Annotated in this window: 17 protein-coding genes; 7 read left to right on the top strand and 10 right to left on the bottom strand. The window is 63.6% G+C overall.

Going from position 1 to position 20989, the window contains the following annotated elements; genetic code table 11:
* The first annotated feature begins 47 nt into the window (after positions 1 to 47).
* The 3 genes from VSX79_RS05210 to hutC all read left to right on the top strand — a co-directional run bounded on the left by VSX79_RS05210 (position 48) and on the right by hutC (position 4608).
* Positions 48 to 3062, top strand: a complete 3015-nt coding sequence (locus VSX79_RS05210) for a TonB-dependent receptor plug domain-containing protein (protein ID WP_179496861.1) — start codon at positions 48 to 50, stop codon at positions 3060 to 3062.
* Positions 3063 to 3470: 408 nt separating this feature from the next.
* Positions 3471 to 3605 carry an entericidin A/B family lipoprotein gene (locus tag VSX79_RS18565; protein ID WP_257018144.1) on the top strand — a complete coding sequence of 45 codons (135 nt, stop codon included), beginning with the start codon at positions 3471 to 3473 and terminating at the stop codon, positions 3603 to 3605.
* 202 nt (positions 3606 to 3807) lie between these two features.
* Positions 3808 to 4608 carry a histidine utilization repressor gene (hutC, locus tag VSX79_RS05205; protein ID WP_179496865.1) on the top strand — a complete coding sequence of 267 codons (801 nt, stop codon included), beginning with the start codon at positions 3808 to 3810 and terminating at the stop codon, positions 4606 to 4608.
* 11 nt (positions 4609 to 4619) lie between these two features.
* Here the strand turns inward: hutC and VSX79_RS05200 are convergent, their stop codons facing one another.
* The 8 genes from VSX79_RS05200 to VSX79_RS05165 all read right to left on the bottom strand — a co-directional run bounded on the left by VSX79_RS05200 (position 4620) and on the right by VSX79_RS05165 (position 13651).
* Positions 4620 to 5354 (bottom strand): PepSY domain-containing protein, encoded by a 735-nt coding sequence (locus VSX79_RS05200; RefSeq protein ID WP_179497452.1) that lies wholly within the window; start codon positions 5352 to 5354, stop codon positions 4620 to 4622.
* Positions 5351 to 6055: a PepSY domain-containing protein gene (locus VSX79_RS05195; RefSeq protein ID WP_179496867.1), complete on the bottom strand. Its 705-nt coding sequence runs from the start codon at positions 6053 to 6055 to the stop codon at positions 5351 to 5353. Before VSX79_RS05195 ends, VSX79_RS05200 begins: the two co-directional genes overlap by 4 nt.
* Before the next feature lie 11 nt (positions 6056 to 6066).
* Entirely contained in the window at positions 6067 to 8769 is a 2703-nt protein-coding gene (locus VSX79_RS05190) for a TonB-dependent receptor domain-containing protein (protein WP_326914633.1), read from the bottom strand.
* Between the two features lie 451 nt (positions 8770 to 9220).
* The gene (locus tag VSX79_RS05185) at positions 9221 to 10411 is read right to left on the bottom strand and encodes a copper resistance protein B (protein WP_326914632.1); all 1191 of its coding nucleotides are present in this window, start codon (positions 10409 to 10411) and stop codon (positions 9221 to 9223) included.
* Positions 10408 to 12201, bottom strand: a complete 1794-nt coding sequence (locus VSX79_RS05180; RefSeq protein WP_179496872.1) for a copper resistance system multicopper oxidase — start codon at positions 12199 to 12201, stop codon at positions 10408 to 10410. Before VSX79_RS05180 ends, VSX79_RS05185 begins: the two co-directional genes overlap by 4 nt.
* A gap of 96 nt (positions 12202 to 12297) precedes the next feature.
* Complete coding sequence (locus VSX79_RS05175; protein WP_326914631.1) at positions 12298 to 12882, bottom strand: RNA polymerase sigma factor; 585 nt, start codon at positions 12880 to 12882, stop codon at positions 12298 to 12300.
* A complete protein-coding gene (locus tag VSX79_RS05170; protein ID WP_179496874.1) occupies positions 12879 to 13319 on the bottom strand; it encodes a periplasmic heavy metal sensor in 441 nt (146 codons plus the stop codon). The genes VSX79_RS05175 and VSX79_RS05170 overlap by 4 nt, the downstream gene beginning before the upstream one ends.
* Complete coding sequence (locus VSX79_RS05165) at positions 13319 to 13651, bottom strand: hypothetical protein (protein ID WP_326914630.1); 333 nt, start codon at positions 13649 to 13651, stop codon at positions 13319 to 13321. Before VSX79_RS05165 ends, VSX79_RS05170 begins: the two co-directional genes overlap by 1 nt.
* A 76-nt stretch (positions 13652 to 13727) precedes the next feature.
* On the opposite strand from VSX79_RS05165, the gene copC reads away from it, so the two are divergent.
* Complete coding sequence (gene copC / locus VSX79_RS05160; protein WP_326914629.1) at positions 13728 to 14111, top strand: copper homeostasis periplasmic binding protein CopC; 384 nt, start codon at positions 13728 to 13730, stop codon at positions 14109 to 14111.
* A gap of 173 nt (positions 14112 to 14284) precedes the next feature.
* Here copC and VSX79_RS05155 read toward each other — a convergent pair whose 3' ends face one another.
* Together VSX79_RS05155 and VSX79_RS05150 are read right to left on the bottom strand one after the other, a co-directional pair.
* Positions 14285 to 15703: an amidase family protein gene (locus VSX79_RS05155; RefSeq protein WP_179496877.1), complete on the bottom strand. Its 1419-nt coding sequence runs from the start codon at positions 15701 to 15703 to the stop codon at positions 14285 to 14287.
* Positions 15700 to 17055, bottom strand: a complete 1356-nt coding sequence (locus VSX79_RS05150; protein ID WP_326914628.1) for an MFS transporter — start codon at positions 17053 to 17055, stop codon at positions 15700 to 15702. The genes VSX79_RS05155 and VSX79_RS05150 overlap by 4 nt, the downstream gene beginning before the upstream one ends.
* A gap of 131 nt (positions 17056 to 17186) precedes the next feature.
* Between VSX79_RS05150 and VSX79_RS05145 the strand changes: the two genes are divergently transcribed.
* From VSX79_RS05145 to VSX79_RS05135, 3 genes are read left to right on the top strand one after another with little or no spacing between them, the layout of a single operon-like run.
* On the top strand, positions 17187 to 18059 hold the full coding sequence (locus VSX79_RS05145) for an alpha/beta hydrolase (RefSeq protein WP_326914627.1): 873 nt from the start codon (positions 17187 to 17189) through the stop codon (positions 18057 to 18059).
* A gap of 34 nt (positions 18060 to 18093) precedes the next feature.
* Positions 18094 to 20319, top strand: coding sequence for a TonB-dependent receptor (locus tag VSX79_RS05140; RefSeq protein WP_326914626.1), 2226 nt, complete (start codon positions 18094 to 18096; stop codon positions 20317 to 20319).
* 47 nt (positions 20320 to 20366) lie between these two features.
* Positions 20367 to 20987, top strand: a complete 621-nt coding sequence (locus tag VSX79_RS05135) for a TetR/AcrR family transcriptional regulator (RefSeq protein ID WP_326914625.1) — start codon at positions 20367 to 20369, stop codon at positions 20985 to 20987.
* Positions 20988 to 20989: the final 2 nt, after the last annotated feature.

Genomic DNA, 20989 nt, shown 5'->3' with positions numbered 1-20989 from the left:
CGGGCGGCGTGGGCTCAGGCCCTTGGGTCAAAAAGGGGACTGCTGATATGCGTGATCTTGAATATATTCGTCAGCCGCTGGGCCGTTTCGGCGCGGCGATGACCGCACTGGCGCTGGTGCAGGCTGCGCCGGCGCTGGCGCAGGAGGAGGAAGCCGCTGCCAACAGCACCGAAGCGGCGCCGACCGACCAGATCATTGTCACTGGCTCGCGCGTCGCTCGCGACGGCTTCGAGGCGCCGACCCCGCTGGTCGTGCTGACGCAACAGGACATCCAGAACACCTCGCCGTCGAACAATATCGCCGATTTCGTCAACCAGCTTCCGCAGCTCGCCGGTTCAACGCGGCCAGCCAACTCGCGCCTCAATATTTCGAACGGCTCGGCGGGTATCAACGCGCTCAACATGCGCAACCTCGGCGAAAGCCGCGTGCTCGTTCTCGTCGACGGTCGCCGTTCGGTCGGTTCCACAATCTTTGGCTGGGTCGACATCAACACCATCCCGCAGGCGCTGGTCGAACGTGTCGAGGTGGTGACCGGGGGGGCATCGTCCGCCTATGGCTCCGATGCGGTCACCGGCGTGGTCAATTTCGTTCTCAACAAGAGGATGGAGGGGCTCCGTATCGCCGGCGACATCGGTCTCACCGACAAGGGCGACGGGTTTAACTATTCGGGCAGCATCGCGGGCGGCATGTCCTTCGCCGAGGGTCGCGGCCACGCCGTCTTCAACGCCGAGATCGCGCATCAGGACGGCATTTACGAGATCGATCCCAATGATCGCCCTTGGAACCACCGCGGCTATCTGTCCTTCGCAAACCCGGCTTATGCCGTAACGGACGGGGTAGGAAACGGCGAGCCAGCGTTCATCACCTTCCGCCGCAATGCCGGGCAGACGAACCAGGCGCCCGGCGGTTTCATCACCGGTTCGGCGGGCAACAACAACGCGCTGCGCGGTCTCTATTTCGGCCAGAACGGTGAAGTCATTCCGTTCAACTATGGCTCGTTCAACTCGCCCGCGCTGAACAGCGGCTCCGCGGTAACGCGTACCGTCGGCGGCGACTGGCGGGTCAACGATTCGGGCCGCCGCATCGGCCTCAGCCCCAAGGACGATCGCTGGGGCGCCTATGGCCGCCTGAGCTATGAAATCGCCGATGGTGTCGAAATCTTCGCCGAAGGCTCGTACAACCGGCAGGAAGTCTTCTTCAACGCCGGCCCCAATTTGGGCTCGGCAACGCTCGGAACGATCGGCTGCACGACCGTTCCGGTTCCCACGACCTGCAATGCTTTCGCGCTGCAGACGCTGGGTGCCGACCGGCTTGCCGGCGTCGACAGCGTGAGCATCACGACCACGGCGGCGGACCTGCCGTTCCGCGGTATCAACAACAAACGCGAGGTCCAGCGCTACGTGATCGGCGCCGAGGGCGAGTTCGACGCGTTCGGCAAGGCGGCGCGCTGGGATGTTTATGGCCAATATAGCCGCTCGGACCTGCGCGAACAGCTTCGCAACATCATGCATGTTGCCCGGATGCGAGACGCGACCAACGCGGCCTTCGCGCCGGCCGGCAACGCGGGCGGCTATGCGACCGGTTCGATCCAGTGTCTGATCAACGTCGATGCGGACGCCAACAACAACGATCCCGACTGCGTGCCGCTCAACCGCCTGGGTATCGGCGTCGCCGACCCGGCGGCGATCGACTATGTGCTCGGCGACCCCTATCGCAAGCAGGTAATGCAGCAATATGTCGCCGGCGCCAACCTGTCGCTGACGCCGTTCGCGACATGGGCGGGCGACGTGAGCATCGCGATTGGCGGCGAATATCGTGAAGAGAAGATTCGCGGCAGCGTGCCAGAAGAATTCCAGCCCGCCCGCAACGCCGACGGGACGACGTCGAACCGGTGGTCGGTCGGCAACTATCTGCCGTTCAAGGGCAGCTATAATGTGAAGGAAGCCTATCTCGAGACCGTGGTCCCGCTGGGCCTGGGCCTCGAGTTCAACGGCGCGGTGCGCGCGACCGACTATTCGACCTCGGGCTATGTCACCACATGGAAGCTTGGCGCGACCTGGGCGCCGATCGAGGATATCCGCTTCCGCGTCACTCGGTCGCGCGACATTCGCGCGCCCAACCTCAACGAACTGTTCCAGGCGGGCACCGCCAACAGCGATTCGGTGCGCAATCCCGCGTTCGTTCAGGGCGACCCCAGCAGCGGCCCGCAATTCTTCCCTTATTCGGGCCTGACGACGGGCAATCCCGACCTGAAGCCTGAGAAGGCCGATTCGTGGAATATCGGCGCGGTGGTTACGCCGCGTTTCCTCCCCGGCTTCAGTGCTTCGGTCGATTATTTCCGCATCGATCTGGAGGATGCTATCGATACGATTTCCGCGCAGGAAATCGTCAACCGCTGCGACGAAGGACGACAGGAATATTGCGACGCGATTACCGAGGATCCGACGCGCGAACAACCCGGTCCGCCGCGCGTCCCCTATCTGCTGATCCGCAGTCAACCCTTCAACTTCGTCAGCAAGCTGGTGCGCGGCATCGACTTCGATGCTGCCTATCGCGTGCCGGTCGGCGGAGAAAGCATCATCACGCTGCGGGGTAATGCAACGCGCTATATCGAGAATCTGTCGGACACCGGGATTGCCGGCGTCACGCCCGTCAATACCGTCGGCGCGAACGGCAGCCAGTCCGCGACGCCGAAGTGGATATTCCGCGGGAGCCTCAACTACGAAACACCGGCCTTCTCGGGCACGATCACCGGTCGGGGTGTCAGTTCGGGCAAATATCTGGCGAATGCCATCGAATGCACGAGCGGCTGCCCGACTTCGACCAGCCAGGCGCCGACTTATGACAACAACCATGTCAAAGGCACCTTCTACGTCGACCTCAACCTGATGCAGAAGGTCCAGACGAAGAGCGGATCGCAGGCCGAAATCTTCTTCAACGTCACCAATTTGTTCGATGCCGATCCGCTGCTGCTGCCCGAAACCGGCCTGGCCGCGAACAGCACCTATTCGGACCTCCTCGGCCGCCAGTTCCGCGTCGGAATCCGATTCCGAACGAAGTGAGCCGATCCGCAAGGAGCCATTTGCCCCGTTTCGCGCGGCCACGGGCGACGATCGCTGCCCGTGGCCGCCACCATCCGATTACAGGTTCTCCACGGACGATGGCCGGCGATGTCGCGGCGCCAAGGCGGATCGCCTTGCGGGGAAAGCTCGCCGGAGCGATGACGGACAAGGCACCGCATCTACAGGCTTCGTTCAACGGCCGTTCCTCCCGTTTGGGATGAAACACGCCGACCGCGGTCGCGATATTGACGCCCCGGACAAGCGACGGCGACAATTTTCATTCTCTCCAGCCTAGCGTTCATTTTGAACGCTTCGGCCAGCGCTGGCCGATGCAACGGAACGATCGTTACGAGCAGCAGTTGAAACTCGAACGGAGGGTAGTTCGCCCTTGCCGTCGGAGAGAGAGAAATGAAAAAGCTTCTGACAATTTTCGCAATTGGCAGCTCGATGTTGCTTATGTCGGCTTGCAACACTGTTGAAGGCGCGGGAAAAGACGTTGAATCCGTCGGAGACTGTGCTGATGGGGTCGAAGGCAATTGCTAGGCGGCGTGGGCAAACTAGCGTGAAGCGGCATTCGCGGATCGCCTTCGTTGCCCATTAGAAGCCATTCCGCTTTCCGACGTTGACCGGGAAGCAGACCCTCGCAGGCCTCGTGAACTAACAGAGTGCTCGGCAAGCTTGCGCCGATCCGATTTTCCGGTTCGGGCGCTTGGAATTTTATCGCAGCGACCTGTATAGACGGGTTATGGATTCCATTGCGCGCACGCCCGGGAGCGGTTCAAGCTTTTCAAAGGGTTCAACTACGTCCCGGCGAAGTGAAACCGATGACAAAGAAGCTCGCACCGGGCCGCGCTATGCAGCGATCAAGCAGAGCATCTGCAACGCCGTTAGAGACGGACTCCTGAAACCGGGCGATCGGGTGCCGTCGGAGGCCGAATTGGTCCACCAGTTCGACGTGTCGCGCATGACTGCAAACCGGGCGCTTCGCGAACTCCAAGCCGCGGGTATTCTGGTACGCCGCGCCGGCAGCGGTTCGTTCGTCGCCGAGCCGAAACCGATCGGCCAGATGATCGAGATTCGTAATATTGCTGACGAAATAAGGGCGCGGGGGCATGTTTATCGTGCCCGCGTCGTACAGAATAACGAAATACGGGCTAGCGCCGACACGGCGGCGCTTCTGGAAGTTCCGGTCGGGACAAGATTGTTCCACTCGATCATCGTGCATCATGAGGCCGAGTTCCCAATCCAGCTCGAAGAGCGATTTGTGCTCGCGTCGGCCGCTCCCGACTATGGAAAGATGGACTTCACCCAGACGACGCCGAACGAGTATCTGACGCGCACTGCGCCCTTGGAGCGGGTTGAACATCGCGTCCGCGCGGAGATGCCAGACGCGCGGACGCACACCATGCTGGGGCTGTCGAACGGCGAGCCGGTGCTACGGATGACGCGCCGTACCTGGAGCCATTCGCGCCTCGTCTCACATGCCTGGCTGACGCACCCCGGATCACGCTTCGAATTGTCGGCTGCCTTCTCGATCGACGACTGAGGGCTGACGGGTCATGCTGCGCCGCGGGTCTCGACAGGCTTGCGGCGGCGACGTAGCCAGCGAAAATCGGCGCGGCTGAAGCTTTTGAACAGCAGGTAGAATCCGGTTCCCGACAGCCACAGTGCCCCGAACGCGACGAAGATGATGAGCGGATGGTTGAAACTTTTCCGGTTCAGATAATCCATATTGTGGAGCATCCAGAAAAAGTCCCATGTCCGCCAGGTATCGCCGCGCATCACGAGGAAGCGCGCGGTGTCGAGCGAAACATAAGCGCTGCTATTCTCGGCATCGGCGAAGTCGACCCGCCACATGGCACCTTCGTGATCACGCGATTCGAGGTTCGGCCTCGTGAGTATGCTGATCTTGCGGATCGGGGCGTCGTTCATCATCGAGGCGACATCGCGGGCCATTTGCTCGTCCACCAGGACTGTCTTGCCATCCGTCGCATCCACGAGGCGCACGCCTTTCGTAGTCCGAAGTTCGTAAATCGGGCGAGCACCGAGATCGCGCAGGACGACAGCTGTCACGGGTTCATGACGCGGCAGCGAGGCGAGATCGAAATAGTCCCCGGGCGGCAGGGGGTGGGCGTGCGACATTCCGCCGCCATGACCGCCGACCCGGTCCTTATCGAGCAGCGCCATCACCGAGCCGCTCAAGGCCCACAGCAGGAACTGAAGACCCAGGATCAGGCCAACCCATTTGTGGATGCGGCGGAAAAGCAGCGGCGTCAGGCGTATCTTCTTCATGCCTTCTTCCCTTTGCGACGCTTGAAGGACCAGATCAGGAGCCACGCTCCGCTCAGCGCCATGGCGAAGGCGCTCCAGGTCGCGACACGAAGCAGCGGATTATTGACGTCGGTTCGTTCATCATAGTCCATGATGTGGAGCATCCAGGCGAAATCGAAGACGCGCCACAGCGCGTGGCGCCGTGAAATCAGCTCGCCGGTCTGGGGCGAGAGGTAGAGGGTGGGACGGTTCCATCCCTCGAACTCGACCTGCCAATAAGGCGGCTTGCGCGCTTGCATTTCCAGCGGCGCCACGGCCAGCAGCTTGACCGATACGATCTTGCCGTCGCCGGTATAGATGCGCCGCGCCTGCTCGCGGACCTGGGACTCGGTCAAAGCAGGTAGCGGCGCACCCGAGCGAGCATCGAACAGCCTCGCACCATCGGGCGTTTCAGCACGCCAGACGGCACGATCGAACAATCGCTGCAATCGAACCTCGGACGCGCCGGGCGCGGCCGCCACGATCTGCGACGGCGGCGCCAGCCCGGCCAGCTCGAATGGCCGGAAAGCAGGCGCGCGCACCAGATGATCGCCATGGATGGTGTCGATGTGCACGACCACCATGTAAAAGCCGGTCAGCGTCCAGAGCAGCGCCTGGACCCCGACCACCAAGGCCAGCCATTTGTGCGTTCGCCGGACAAGCAGCGGCCAACGGATCGCCATTTCGATTACCCTCAGAACGCGGTTCGGAAGCCGACGTAGAAACGCCGTCCGAGCAGGTCGTATGTCATCGTGTCGGTGTTCGCATCGGTGAAACTCTGGATATAGGGAGCCTTCCGATCGAAAAGATTGTCGACACCAACCTGGAACCGCGTCTTCTCGTCGATCTCAAATGCGACCTGGAGATTGTGATAGAAGACGTTGGGCGTTCGGTAGCCGATCTCCCCGGGGGCCGCGTTGAAGTCGGTCGCCTTGCCGATCCACTGCGTCGACCAGGTCGCACTGATGCCGTCCTTTTCCGCGGTCAGGACGCCATAGCCGCGCCACTTCGGATAACCGCCGTTCCCCCCGCCGATGAATCCGTCGAAATCGATCGGTGCGCCCCCGGGGAAGGGCAGGACGACATATTTGTTGAGGTAGGTCAGGTTGACGTCGAGCGAGACATTCAAGGCGCCGATATCGTTATTGTAGACTAGGCCGAGATCGAGGCCGTTCATCTCTTCGCGACCGGTGTTGATCGGCTGCGCGGAGAGGAAGGTGACCTCCCCGGTCAATGGGCTGCGCGTAAAATCATCGCAGAAGGGATGCGACAGGTTGGCGCTGGCATAACAGATGGCAAGCTTGGTCGATCCTGGAATGGCGCGGATCGCATCCTTGATTTTGATGTCGAACCAGTCGGCGGTGAGCGACAGTCCCGGAACCAGTCCCTTGGGCGTGACGACCGTACCGACCGTCCATGTCGTCGAGCTCTCGGGCTGGAGGTCCTCATTGCCCCCGACCGTGGTCAGGATGGTGGTGCCGAGCTGAACATAATTGGCTGGCACGCCCGACGCCTGGCAGTTTGCGATCAACGTCGCGTTGCCGCTGGTCGAATAACGCGAGCAAGGGTCGGTCGTCGTCAGATTGCCTTCCGACACACCGCCGAATAGTTCAGGGACGTTCGGGATACGAAAGCCGGTGCCATAGGTGCCGCGCAAACGGAAGCTGTCATTGATAACCCAGTCGAGGCTCGCCTTGTAGTTCCAGTCGCTGCCGAACAGGTCGTAGTTCGAATAGCGTACCGCCCCGCCAGCGGTCAGCGCCTGGAAGAAGGGCGTATCGGCGAGAATGGGCACCGAAAGTTCGAGATAGGCCTCCTTGGCGACGCTCGTTCCCGAAATCGGACTCTGCTGGTTTGTATTGGCGATCCCCAGAACGGTAAGCGGATCGGGATCGCGCCAGCCCTTTTCCTTACGATAGACGACACCGGCCGCGAAGGAGACGGGACCCGCGGGCAGCTTGAAAAGGTCGCCGTTGAGGTCGGCGGTGACCGTCGCGAGCTCGTTCCCGCCGCGGTCGCGCGAGGTGAAGAGAATATAGTCGAGCACCTGCGGGGTCAGGTCGCCGAACCCGAGATAGTCGCCGCATGGAATGGCCGCGCCTGGCGCGGGGCTGCAGACGCCGGTATCGATCGTATTCCGGACGCGCTCAAGATTGGCAATGTTGGTCGAACCATCGACCGCGGTGTTGCGACCAAAGGCGCCCGCCACTTCCCAGCCCCAGTCATTCGACAGCTTGCCGCGAAGACCGAAGGTTCCCTGCCAGGTGTCGGTTTCCTGAAAGAACTGGCGCGGGCCCGGTTCGGCGAGACGGCGCTGGATCAGGACGATATCCTGCCCCGTGGGATTGGTGGGATTGCTCGCGGCGATCGCCAGGTTGCGCAACGTGCCGGGCGTCGCGATCTGGTTCGACTTGCGGAAGGTGTAGAGGAATTCGCCGAACGCCTCGATGTTGTCGGTCAGGTCATAGTCGGCGAAGAAGGCCGTGCTGACACGCTCGACCGGGCTCACCGCATTGAGGAACGGGTTCGAATTGAAGTTGTGCTTGGCGGCGCTGTAGGGCTCGAAGAAATCGCCGTTGCCGCCGAGTAGCTGGTTGAAGTTGATCTGCTGGCCGTTCGGCAACACCGCACGACCACCGATCGTCGAAGCGCTGTTGACGCAGCCCAGGGCGCCCGGTGTCGTCTCGGCGAGCGAACAGGGCGCGCGTGTCGCCATATTGACCGCACTCGTCTTCTGATAGGTGACCGCGGCCATGAAGCCGCCGCGATCGTTGCGCACGCCCCATAACAAATCGGCGGTGAAATCCGACCCATCGCCCTTTTCGGTGATGCCCTGCCGAACGCTGAGTCCAAGGCCTTCATAGTCGGTTCGGGTCACGAGGTTGACGACGCCCGCCATCGCATCCGCACCGTAAATCGCCGATGCGCCGTCCTTGAGCACGTCGGTACGCGCAAGCGCGGCGACCGGGATCATGTTGAGGTCGGGCGATGAGTTTGCCCCCGTACCGCCTGCGACAAGGCGGCGGCCATTGAGCAGCACGAGGGTGCGCTTGATGCCGAGACCGCGCAGGTTCACCTGCGCGGTGCCATAGCCATTGTTCGCCCAATAGGCTGAAGTCTGGTTGCCGGCAAAGCCGGCGTTGGCCGGCAAGCGCTGCAACACGGTTTCGATATTGACCACACCCGTGTTCTCGATCTGCTCGGCGGATACGACGGTCGCCGGACCGACGCCGGCAAGATCTTGTCGCCGGATTCGCGAACCGGTTACCACGATCTCGCTGCCCGATTGGCTCGCCTCAACCCCGGAAGCCGTGGGTGCCCCGTCTTGGGCGAACGCAGGCGTTGCAATTGTTGCGAGCACCGCCCCGCTCGCGAGCAATGATTTTCTGATCGACATGCGAAACCCCCTTTTTGGTTGCGTAATGAACCTTAGAGAGCATCAATTGTATATACAGGTCAACAGAAAAAAGCGTGATTGTTCAATTGGTTAGTTATGCGTTGATAGGTCGCACCGGATATTGCTAATACGCATCCCAAAGACTTACCCCTCACCGACGCGACATCTTTTTTCACCTGGGGTAGCGAAGCTGACGATGAGCGCCGCCCGACGTTCCTTTCGTGTAATTTAATTACCACGACGGGACGACGTCGCGCGCGCCCGGATCCTCACAAAACGATGAATGTTGATAAGGAATACACGCGCTCGGCCAGCGCGGGCGCTGTTCCTGCAGTCACGCGAGAAATGAGCGACGCCGTCCGCCGGATTTGATCGACTTCCGGCTACCGCTCCTGTGAAAGGCGGTTCGCAGCAGCGGACCTTGCCCGTGCCTTTGTTCCGCCAGCCGAGGTTAGAACCAGGACCTGACCCCCATGACCCAGCTCACGCTGTCGGCATCATCGCCCGCTGCGCGAGCGAAGCGCGCGGTATCGCCGACCTTGCGCGCCCATTCGACCCCCACATAGGGCGCAAATTCCTTCACGATTTCGTAGCGCAGGCGCAGTCCGAGCTCCATGTCGGACAAGCCGGACCCGACCCCGATTTCCGGAACATCCTGCAAAGCGAAGTTAACTTCCGCCATCGGCTGGAGGACCAGCCTTTGCGTGATGCGCTGATCATAATAGCCTTCAAGCCGGCCGTGCAGATCGCCCTTGTGCGACAAGAACAGGGCGCCTTCGACCTCGAACCAATAGGGCGCGAGACCCTCGAAACCGACCGTCGCATAAGTGCGATCAGGACCGGGCCCGAGATCTTGCCGGATGCCCGCCTGCGCATTGAAATAGGGGCCGACGGCTCGGCTGTAGAGCAATTGTGTCTCGGTCTCTTCGATGCCCTCGCCAAAGACGCCTTCGCCTTCGCTCTTGAGGGTCAGTCGGCTGATGTCGCCGCCATACCAGGCCTCACCGTCCCAGCGGAAACCGTCACGTCCCTTGCGCGCCTGATATTCAGCGAGGTTAAAACTGATGAAGGCGATCTTCTGTGCGCCATTTTCTTCCATCATCGCATGGCGCGAATGCTCCATTTCGGCCTTGGAATAGATACGGTCGGCGTACCAGTCGCTTGGCGGTGCAGGCGCGGCAGCGTCCCCCGGCGGCAAGTCGGTGCCGCTTGCCCCGCTCATCCCGTCCATGCCCGCAGTGGGGACCTTCGGCGTGCAATGCCCCATCTTGGCATGTTCGGGCGGACAGTCGGGGTCGGACGGGACGGCCGTACCATGGTCCATCGCGTCCATATTCGGCATTTGCGCGCCTGAAGCTTCCTTGCCCGAAGACTCCGCCTCAGGCGTGCAATGGCCCATCGCCGCATGCTCGGGCGCGCAATTTGCCTCCTTCGGTTTCATGTCCATGCCGCCGTGACTCATATCGGGCATCGGCGTGGGTTCGGGCTGCGGCGGCGAGGACGACTGCAGCGTGGCAGCAGACTTCGGTTCGGCGGGCATGGTCATGCCCGGCATCGACGAATGATCCACCGACTGCGCGGTGACCGGAACGGCGAGGGCGAGCGCGGCTGTGCCCGCGAGGAAAAGCGTTGCGCGGGTCATGCGGCGTCTCCCTTCGGACGGACGCTGACGACGCGCATCATGCCTGCGTGCATATGGTAAAGCATGTGGCAGTGAAACGCCCAGTCGCCGAGCGCATCGGCGGTGAAGTCAAAGCTGGCAGTGCCGCCGGGCTGGACGAGGACCGTGTGCTTGCGCGGCGAGCGATCCCCCTTCCCCGTAACCAGTTCGAAGAAATGGCCATGGAGGTGGATGGGGTGGCTCATCATCGAATCGTTGATGAGGTTGATCCGCACCCGCTCCCCTTCAATGAAGGGTATCGGCTCGTGATGGTCCGACATCTTGACGCCGTCGAACGACCACATGAACCGCTCCATGTTGCCGGTCAGATGGATGTCGAGCGAGCGCTCCGCGGCGCGCACGTCGGGATTGCGCTCGAGCGCGACCAGATCATGATAGGTCAGCACCTTGTGCCCGACATCTTCCAGGCCTTGGCCGGGCTCGCCCATGCGGTCGACCGGCATCGGCGAGATGGTCTGGACGCTCGGGTCGCGTTTGACCTGGGGGGCGACGTCGAAATCGCGCATGCTGTGCTGCATGCCGCCATCGCCATGCCCCATCGCGGCATGATCTGTTTGTGCGGCATCGGCGGACGGGGTGCAATGGCCCATCGCGGCATGTTCAGGGGTACAAGTGGCATCGCCAGCCGTGCTGCCCGACATGGCACCCATACCCATGTCCTTCATGGTCGCCAGCGGCCGCTCGCGCAGCGGCGGCACCTCGGCGGCCATGCCGGCGCGGGGGGCGAGCGTCGCGCGCGCCATCCCTGATCGGTCGCTGGCTTCGGCGACCAGCGTATAGGCGCGCTCCTCGACCGGGGTCACAATGACGTCGTACGTCTCGGCAACGGCGATCTGGAACTCGTCGATCTCGGTCGGGACCACGTTGAGGCCATCGGCCTGCACGACGGTCATCCTGATGCCGGGAATGCGGACGTTGAAGATCGTCATCGCCGAGGCGTTGATGATCCGCAGACGGACGCGCTCGCCGGGATTAAAGAGCGCGGTCCAATTGTCGCGCGGGCCGTGACCGTTGACGAGGAAGGTGTAGGTTGATCCATTGACATCGGCGACGTCGGTCGGATCCATTCGCATCGCGCCCCACTCGACGCGCTCCTTCAGCGATTGGTCCTTGCCAGCGAGCAGCCCAGACAGTGTCTGGCGCTGCATATTAAAATGCCCCGGGTTGACCTTCAGCTTGCGGAAGATCGCTTCGGGCGACAATTGGCTGTGGTCGGATAGCACCACGACGTGCTCGCGGTCATAGCCGATCGGGTCGGGACCCGCCGGATCGATGACGATCGGGCCATAATGGCCGAGCTGTTCCTGCAGCCCCGAATGGCTGTGGTACCAGTAGGTCCCCGACTGGACCACCGGGAATTCGTAAACGAATTTCGAGCGCGGTTTGATCCCGGGGAAGCTGACGCCCGGGACGCCGTCCATCTGGAACGGCAGAATCAACCCATGCCAATGGATCGAGCTGTCCTCATCGAGATCGTTGATGACCGTCAGGCGCGCCGTCTGCCCTTCCCTCAGGCGGACAAGCGGCGCGGGCACGGTGCCGTTGACGCCGATCGCGCGGCTGATCTTGCCGTCGATCCGCATCGTCTGCCGCGCGATACGGAGGCTGATGTCGTTACCGGACACGGTCGGGAGCGGCGCGACAATTCCTGGCGACACAGTTTGAGCCCAGGCCGGAAACCAGGGCGCCAATGCGGCGACAGCGCCCCCGCCCAATGCTCCGCTCACGAAACGACGCCTGTCTATCTGCATAAAATTCCCGGATGTTGCCTTGTCTCGTTTGTCATACGCAGCGCAACCGCGCGCCCCTCAGCCTTTTGGACGAAATCGACTGCGCGCAACGCACGTTCACCCCGTCGCACGCGTGGATGGTTCGTCGAGGAACGTCTTCAGTTTCGTTCGAGCCCGGTAGAGACGTGTCTCGACCGTCTTTTCGCTGATTTGCAGGAGCTCGGCGGTCTCGGCCTGCGTAAGCTCCTCTACACCTCGAAGAACGAGTACCTCGCGCAAGTTCGGCGCGAGGCGCGACATAGCGGCGCGAACGCGCGCGAGTTCGGCTCGGTCGGCCGCCTCGGCGTCGGGCGCCGGTCCGTCACCGGCGACATCATGCGCGCTTTCAAGCGGCAGCGCGCGAGCGAAGAATGAACGGACTGTGCGCCGCCGCGCCCAGTCGCGGCACTTGTTAAGCGCGATCCTCGCAATCCAGATCCGGAAGGGCCGGTCGGGATCGTATCGGCCAAGCGCTGCGAAACCGGCGACAAAGGTCTCCTGCGTCAGGTCCATCGCTTCGTCCGGATCGCCGATATTGCTGCGGATCAGGCGAAACACCGGCGCTTTGTAGCGCCGCAGCAACTCGCGATAGGCCAGCTGCTGGCTGGCTCTTGCAAGAGCGACAAGGTCGCGGTCGCTACATTGCGAAAGATCGAGGCTCACCGCGCATCGGCGGTCAGCGCATTGACCACGCGCCTGTCGAACATCTCCGCCTGGTCGCGATCGAGAACGACGCGCATCGCGAACAGATGCTGGAGCGTTTCCTTCTGCAGCTCGCCCATCACGCGGTGCGTCTCGTCGATGGCCTCGGTGACGCGGGGACCATAGCCATGTTCGGCTTCGATCGCTTGGGCGAGCCGGATGTTGGCCGCGCGCATATCGAGTTCGAGGGCGTCGCGCCTTAGCCCGAATTTCGCTTCGATCCGATCGATCTTCACCTGCTGCGCCGGCGTAAGCTTCAGCTCATTGTGAAGAAGCGCATGCAGTTCGGTTTCGCTGGCGCGGGGCGTCTCGACGACGAATCGTCCGGCAATTACACCGGCAAGCGCGGCGATGAACGCGACCAGACCAAAGATCAGCAGACGGCGCGACGACGTCATCAACGCGAATCCAGCAAGGTCGAGGGAGCCAGCGGGCTGGCTGGAATGAGAGGCGTGATCGGGCTCGCAGCCACGGCGGGGGGCACGACGGCGGTGCCAACAACGAATCCGCCGCCCAGCGAGACGAACGCGGCAAACGCCATCATGCGCCGCATGGACGCCGCCTCGCGCTGGCGCCCCGCCAGGCCGGCGAGAACATGCTCGTCGAGCGTGTCGAGGGCAGCGGGCAGCTTCGCTTCATTCAATATCCGGAGTTCGTCCATCGACTTTTCCTGCCAGTCCTTCCCAAGGTCATACGCGCGCAATCTCGGTATCCCTTGGAAATAATCCATTCCGCCATGTCAGATTTTCCAAGGGGCGGTTTGCAGATTTGCGTATTAGCAGGACAGACCCGAAAATGGAGCATTTATGATCAAGTCCCTCCTCCCTGCTGCGACCGCCGTCCTGACGCTGCTTCTCGCCTCGACGCCGGCCAGCGCGCACGCCAAGCTCGTCGGGTCCACACCCGCCGCGAACACAACGGTTTCGAAGGTCACCTCGATCGCACTGAGGTTCAACGAAAAGGTCATTGCGTCGACCGTCAAGGCAGAGGTGGTGATGACGGGAATGCCCGGCATGGCCAATCATGCCCCGATGAAAATCCCCGCGACGCCGATGATGGGCAAGGACGGGAAGTCGATGACGCTTGCGGTTAAGCGCGCGCTCGTCCCCGGCACCTACAAGGTAAAATGGGCGGCGGCGGGCGCCGATACGCACCGTATGGGAAGCGAGTTCAGCTTTACCGTAAAATAGGGCCATGGCCGACCTTATTTTGATCGGCATCGGGTTCGCGCTCTTTGCGAATCTGATGCCGATTGTGGGACTGGCCGCGTTTATCCTCTATGCGCTTGACGGCAATCGGTCGGCACGATGACATCGGCAGCACCCGTGGCGTCGCTTTGCGGACGTTCCCGAAAAAAGCGCCGTCACCGGGCCCCGGCCCAGATCGGGGGGATATGGCGGTGCCATTCGATCGCGGCTTCGAGCTGATAGCCGAGCGCGAGCAACAGGTCTTCGCCGCCGGGGCGCGTCGCGAACTGGACGCCGACGGGAAGCCCGTTGTCGCTGAATCCCATCGGGAGGCTGATCGCCGGCGAGCCCGCGAAATTGTCGATCCAGCAATAGCCCGCATAATCGATGAGCGCGTCCTTCTGGTCGTCCCATGCAACATCGGGCCCGAAGACGCCGATACGCGGAATCTCCGTGCTGAGTGTCGGCGTCATCCAGACATCAATCTGTTCGAGCCGGTCGAGATAGGCGGCGACGACGCCCTCGATCGTCGTCCATGCCGACGCGAATTGCTCATCGCTTATCGCCGCGCCCGCCGCGATCAGCGTCGCCGACCGATGCTCGAGGTCTTCGGCTTTGACCTCGATGCCGATCGCTTGTGAAAGCATCCCCAGCCGGCGGCAGAACATGCCTTCGGTGATCGTGCCGAGGAGCTCCATCGCGCGCGCGCCGTCAAAGGGGACGTCGGCATCCGAAACCCGGTGGCCGAGCCGGCCGAGCAATGCGATCGCCTCGCCCAAAACCCGCTGGACGCTGGCGTCGGGCAGTTCGCCGGTCCGCATCACCCGGCTATAGGCATGGATGCGAAGGCGGCGATCGACCGGCGATGTCACCAACGGAACCGGCGGCAGACAGCTCGGGTCGCGCGTCTGCGTCGCCTCGATCCAGGCCGCGGTATCGCGCACCGTGCGGCTGACGCAGCCGTTCACCGTCAGGTCGGCGATCGACCGGAATGTTTCTTCGCCGGCATTGCGCCCGCGCGACGGCTTGAGGCCGACGAGGCCGCAAGGCGCGGCACCGTGGCGGATCGATCCGAGCCCGTCGCTCGCGTGCGCGATCGGGACCACCCCGGCGGCAACCGCCGCCGCCCCGCCGCCCGAAGATCCGCCTGGCGTATAATCGGGGTTCCACGGGTTGCGCGTCGGACCGAGCAAGGGCGATTCCGTGACCGCGTTGAGCCCCAGTTCGGGCATTGCCGAGCGCGCGATCGAGATCAGCCCCGTACTCGCGAGAGCCCGCGTGTAAGGCGCGTCGTCGGGCGCGATGAAATCGCGCAGCGCGGCCGAGCCGAAGCTCGCGGGGATCCCCTTTTCGGGGAGCATGTCCTTGATCAGCGTCGGGACCCCGGCGAGCGGGCCGGATCGGGACTCCCCCGCCTGGCTGCGCGCGCGCTCGAAGGTCGGCCAGGCGATGAAGTTGAGCTGCGGGTTGACCGCTTCGGCGCGCTCGATCGCCTGTTCGACCAGCGCGGACGCGGTGACGCGACCGGACGCCATCGCCTCGCGCATGGCGGTCATGTCCGCAGGCGCGGGGCCGGTCGATAGCGTCGTCGTCATGAGAAATCCTTCGAAAGCTGAGGCCGGATCGCCCGCAGAGTAGCGGCATAGGGGCCGGGTGCGAATGCCATCAGTATCGCCGAGACGATCAGCGACGGCAGGCTGACGATCGTGATGGCGTAGAGCATGCCGCGCGGCCCCGCGATCAGCCCGGAGATCGAGCCGACCGCCAGCGGCGACACGGCGAGCGCCAGCGCGTTGACGATGCCGAGCAGCGCCAGAACGCGCGAACGCAGGTGCGGCGGCGCCAGTTTCTGCAGCACGCCGGGCATCAGCGAGGAGGCGGCGATACCCAGCGCGCCCTGCACCGCCGCGATGGCATAGGCCTGAAACGCCGAGGTCGCGAACGGCAGGAAAGCGGCGGGCAGCGGGGTCAGCGCGACGAAAATCGCGGCCGCCCTGACCGGGCCGAGACCGGCATCCGTCCGGCGCAGCCTGAGCATCAGCGGGGCGAGCAGCACGCCGACGATCGTCGCGATCGTGATCGCGGTGCCCAGCCCGACCCCGACCGTCGCGGGATCGATCCCGAAGGCGCGCGGCAGCGCCAGCGGAAACCACATCAGCCCCGACGTCATCGCGACGGCCATCGCGAAAATCGACCCGAAGATGCAGGCGAGCGTGCGCCAATGCGCGGTCGCATAGGGTATGAAATCGCGGGAACCCGCGTCATCGGTCGCGATCGGCGTTGCCGTTTCGCTCCCCTGACGATCGAGCGGCATGGTCAGGACGAGGAAGAAGAAGATCGGCCCCGGCAGCGCGATCAGCATCATCGCGAGGCGCCAGCTGTCGATACCGGCCAGCCAGCCGGGGAGACTGCCATGCGCGCCCGCCAGCCATTGCAGCATCGCGCCCCCCAGCGCCATGCCAAGTCCGGCTCCGAGCAGCGAGCCGCCGTAGAAGATGAAGTTCGCGGTGTTGCGCTGTCGTTCGTGAAAGAGATCGGGGATCAGGGCAAAGACGATCGGGGCGAGACCTGCCTCGCCGATCGCGATCCCGATCGTTGCGGCGAACAGGCCGCCGAAGCTGTCCTGAAAGGCGAAGAGCGCGGTCGCGAGCGACCAGCAGGCGACGCCGAGCGCGAGGAGGAGGCGGCGCCCGAACCGGTCGGCGAGCCAGCCCATCGGATAGCTCGCAATGCTGGCGAAGACCGCCATGCCGAGCCCCTGCAACATGCCGAGCTGCAAGTCGGAAAAGCCGAGCGAGGTCTGCAGCGCCGGCGCGATCAGACTGAGCATCTGGCGCACGACGAAGGCGAAGAGCGTCGTCATCAGCAGCACGCCGAGCCCGTACCACGCCCATGCGGCGGCATGGCGCGCTTCGCCTTTGCCCGCCCTTGGCATTCCGATTTCCATATCGCTCTCCTCGAGCCGGTTTCGCGGTCTATAATAAACAAGTTGACTTTATTGTAAATGGGGCAGATGAGTCGCATCGACGAAAAGAGGCTGGCAGCGTCAGGCGCCAGCCTTCTGTCGGGAGACGATCGATGCCCTTTTCGGTGCGTGCCGCCCTCGAGCAATTCACCCTCCCCCATCCTTCGGGCGAGGGCGCGCTGACGGTCAGCGTCGCACCGCCGGCGGGGCCCATGCCCGACAGCGGCGTTCCCGTCCTCTATGTCGTCGATGGCGACCTGCTGTTCGGCATGGCGGCCGAAATCGCGCGCGCGGTATCGAGCGTCGCCGCCTTTCCCGCCCATTATGTGGTCGGTATCGGTTATGACGCTGCCTATGCCGATTTCCTGAAGCTCCGCACAGCGGACCTCACCCCGCCGATCGGGGTCGAAGCGCTGGAAAAGCTGGGTGGACTCGCCGCGGCGATCGGCGGCGACCGGAACGGCGGCGCCGACGCGTTCCTCGCCTTCCTGACGGACACGCTGCGCCCCGAAATCGCAGCGCGTTACCCCAAGGCGGCGGAGGGTCCGCAAATATTGTTCGGCCATTCGCTCGGCGGGCTGTTCGCCGCGCACGCATTATTGACCCGGCCCGACAGCTTCGCCGTCTTCATCGCGAGCAGCCCGTCGCTCTGGTGGAACGGCTTCGCGATCCTTGGCGAACTGCCTGCTTTCGGGGAGCGGCTCGCCACCCTGCCCCGCCAGCCGCGCGTGTTCGTCGATGTCGGCGCCAAAGAGCAGGAGCTGCCGACCAGCGTGCCCGACGGCATCGCGGTGACGCTGGAGGAAGCGCAGGCGCAAATCCGCGCCGCGCGCATGGTCGATGCCGCTCGCGAGTTCGCCGATGCACTCCGCGACGCAGGCCTGGCCGAGCTCAGCCATATCGCCTTCGCCGGGGATGACCATGTCTCGGCCGCGCCCGCCGCGATCCTGCACGGCATGCGCTTCGCGCTCGGCCACGGCCGCTGAAACGAAAAGCGAAAATCTGATGAGGGGACTGACAATGCGACTTCCGACCAAGGCCCTGAGCGGCACGGCCCTTACTCTCGCTCTCGCCTCGCCCGGCGTGGTGTGGGCGCAAGACGGCGAAACGGGCTTTGGCGACGAGATTGTCGTGACCGCCCAGAAGCGATCGCAGACGCTGATCGACGTGCCGCAATCGGTGTCGGTCGTGTCGGGCGCGACGCTCGAACAGCAGGGCGCGACCAGCTTCGCCGATTACCTCAAGAATGTCCCGAGTCTGCAGCTCGTCCAGGGCACGCCGGGCCAGGGGCGGCTCGTGCTGCGCGGCATCAACACGGGCGGGGTCGCCTCGACGGTCGCCGTCTATGTCGACGAGACGCCCTTCGGATCGAGCACCGGCCTTGCCAACGGGTCCGAACTCGCGGGCGATTTCGACAGCTTCGACATCGCGCGGATCGAAGTGCTGCGCGGCCCGCAGGGCACGCTCTATGGCGCCAGCTCGCTGGGCGGCCTGCTCAAATTCGTGACCAACGAACCCTCGACCTCTGCCTTCGAGGCAAAGGCGCTCGGCGGGGTCGAATTCACCGACGGCGGCGACGTTTCCTATCGCGGCGCCGCGATGATCAATGTCCCGCTCGGCGAGACGTTGGCGTTTCGCGCCTCGGGCTCGTACCGCAAGCAGGGCGGCTATATCGACTCGATCGGCACCGCGGGATCGAACGTCCACAGCAACATCAACGATTTCGAAAATTACGGCGGCCGCGCCTCGCTGATCTGGAAACCCGACGCCAATCTCGACGTTCGGCTCAGCGCGCTCGTCCAGAATCTCCATGTCGACGCGCCGAGCATCGTCGAGGCTGACCCGGCGACGCTGAAGCCGCTCTATGATGGCCTTACCCAGTCCGAATATCTGCCGACCTTCAGCAATGTGAAATACCGGCTCTATAACGGCACCATCGACTATGATTTCGGCGACGTCACGCTGACCTCGGCTACGAGCCATGGCGAACAACTCCAGTCGTTCCGCGCCGATTATACCGCCAATCTGATCGGTGTTCTCGGCGCCTATGTCTATTTCGACCAGCAGACCGAGAATCGCAAATGGACGCAGGAACTGCGCCTCGCGTCGAATGGCGGCGATTTCCTCGAATGGATGGTCGGCGGCTATTACACCCGCGAAAAGGCGCGGATCTTCCAGAACCTGAAAACCGCCGTGCCCGGCACGCCCGGCGTCCTGACCCCGATCGACCTGCCCTTTGACTATGCGGTGTTCAATCTCGATTCGCGCTATGAGGAGATCGCGGGCTTCGCCAACGCGACGCTGCACCTGTCGCCCTGGTTCGACGTCGATCTCGGCGGCCGGTACAGCCACAACAGCCAGCACGCCGAGCAGGCGACCGACGGCGTTCTGCTGGGCACCGCGCTGATCGACGGCCTGCGCTCTTCGGACGACGTCTTCACCTGGTCGATCGCGCCCAAGGTCAAGTTCGGCAGCCAGGCATCGCTCTATGCGCGCGTTGCCAAGGGCTACCGCCCCGGCGGCCCGAACGTGATCCCGATCGGGTCGCCGGCGGGCACGCCGACGACCTTCGAGCCCGATACCGTCACCAGCTATGAAATCGGCTTCAAGGGCGACACCGCCGACCGCAGCGCCTCGATCGAGGCGTCGCTCTATCATATCGACTGGAACGACATCCAGCTCGCGGCGGTGGTCAACGGCTTCGGCGTCAATGTGAACGGGACGAGCGCCAAGGTCGACGGCGCCGAAGTCGTCGCCACGCTGCGTCCGACGCGGGGCTTAACAACCTCGATCGGCTTGACCTTCACCGACGCGAGACTCGGCGGCGACACCGACCCGATCGCTGTCGGCGCGGTCAAGGGCGACCGCCTGCCCTTCACGCCCAAATATGCCGTCAACCTCAACGCCGACTATCAGTGGGATCTGGGATCGGACGTCACCGCGTCCATCGGCGGCTCGATCCGGTCGCTCTCGCGGCAGAGCGGCAGCTTCGACCCCGCCTATCGCGCGGCCTATGGCCATTTCGCGCGGGTGAGCGCCTATGAGGTCATCGATCTGCGCGCCGGTCTCGACTTCGGCCGCTATTCGCTCAGCGCCTATGCCAATAACCTGACGGGCAGCCGGGGGATCACCTCGACGCAGGCCTTGCTGGGCGTCGCGGGATTGCCAAGGAACGCCAACGGCGCACTCGGCACGGGCGTCGTCCGGCCGCGGACGATCGGGGTCAATGCGACCGTGGCATTTTGAGGCGCTCGCTTATCGGCGGCGTGACAGCTATCGCAGATGACCAAGGCATGACGACAACCGCGACCCGACCCCGCCGCAGCCAGGCCGACCGCAGCGCCGCCACGCGTGCCAAGGTGCTCGCGGCGGCGCGCGACGTGCTCTGCTCGCAGGGCTATTCGGGGGCTACGATGCTCGCGATCCGCGACGCCGCGGGGATGAGCCTCGGCGCCATCCAGCACCAATTCCCGACGAAAGCCAAGCTGATGGCCGCGGTCGCCGCCGAATTCGCGGCCTATCGCACGCGCGTTTACGCCGAGGCCATCCGGGCCGGCGCCACGCCCCGGCAGTCGATGGAAAATCTGATCGACGCCAATTATCAGATGGTCAGCCGGCCTGAAATGGCGGCGGTGCTCGAAATCCATCTCGCCCGGCGCAACGATTCCGACCTCGATCAGGAGGTCGGACCAAGCGCGCGGCGCTTTGACCGCAGGGTCCGCTTATGGGGTCATATGATCCTGCGGGCGGCGGGGATCGATAACGACCAGGCCTATCAGACGCTTCAACTGCTCAACAATGCCGTGACGCGCGGCTTGACGGTCGAATATATCCGCAATCCGGACATGGCGCTGATCGAGCGATCGGTCGCGATCTGGAAACGCCAGATGCTCGGACTGGTTTTTGGCGATTGACG

Source organism: Sphingopyxis chilensis (assembly GCF_035930445.1).
Lineage (GTDB): Bacteria > Pseudomonadota > Alphaproteobacteria > Sphingomonadales > Sphingomonadaceae > Sphingopyxis > Sphingopyxis chilensis.
This window is presented reverse-complemented; position numbering and strand designations above follow the sequence as displayed.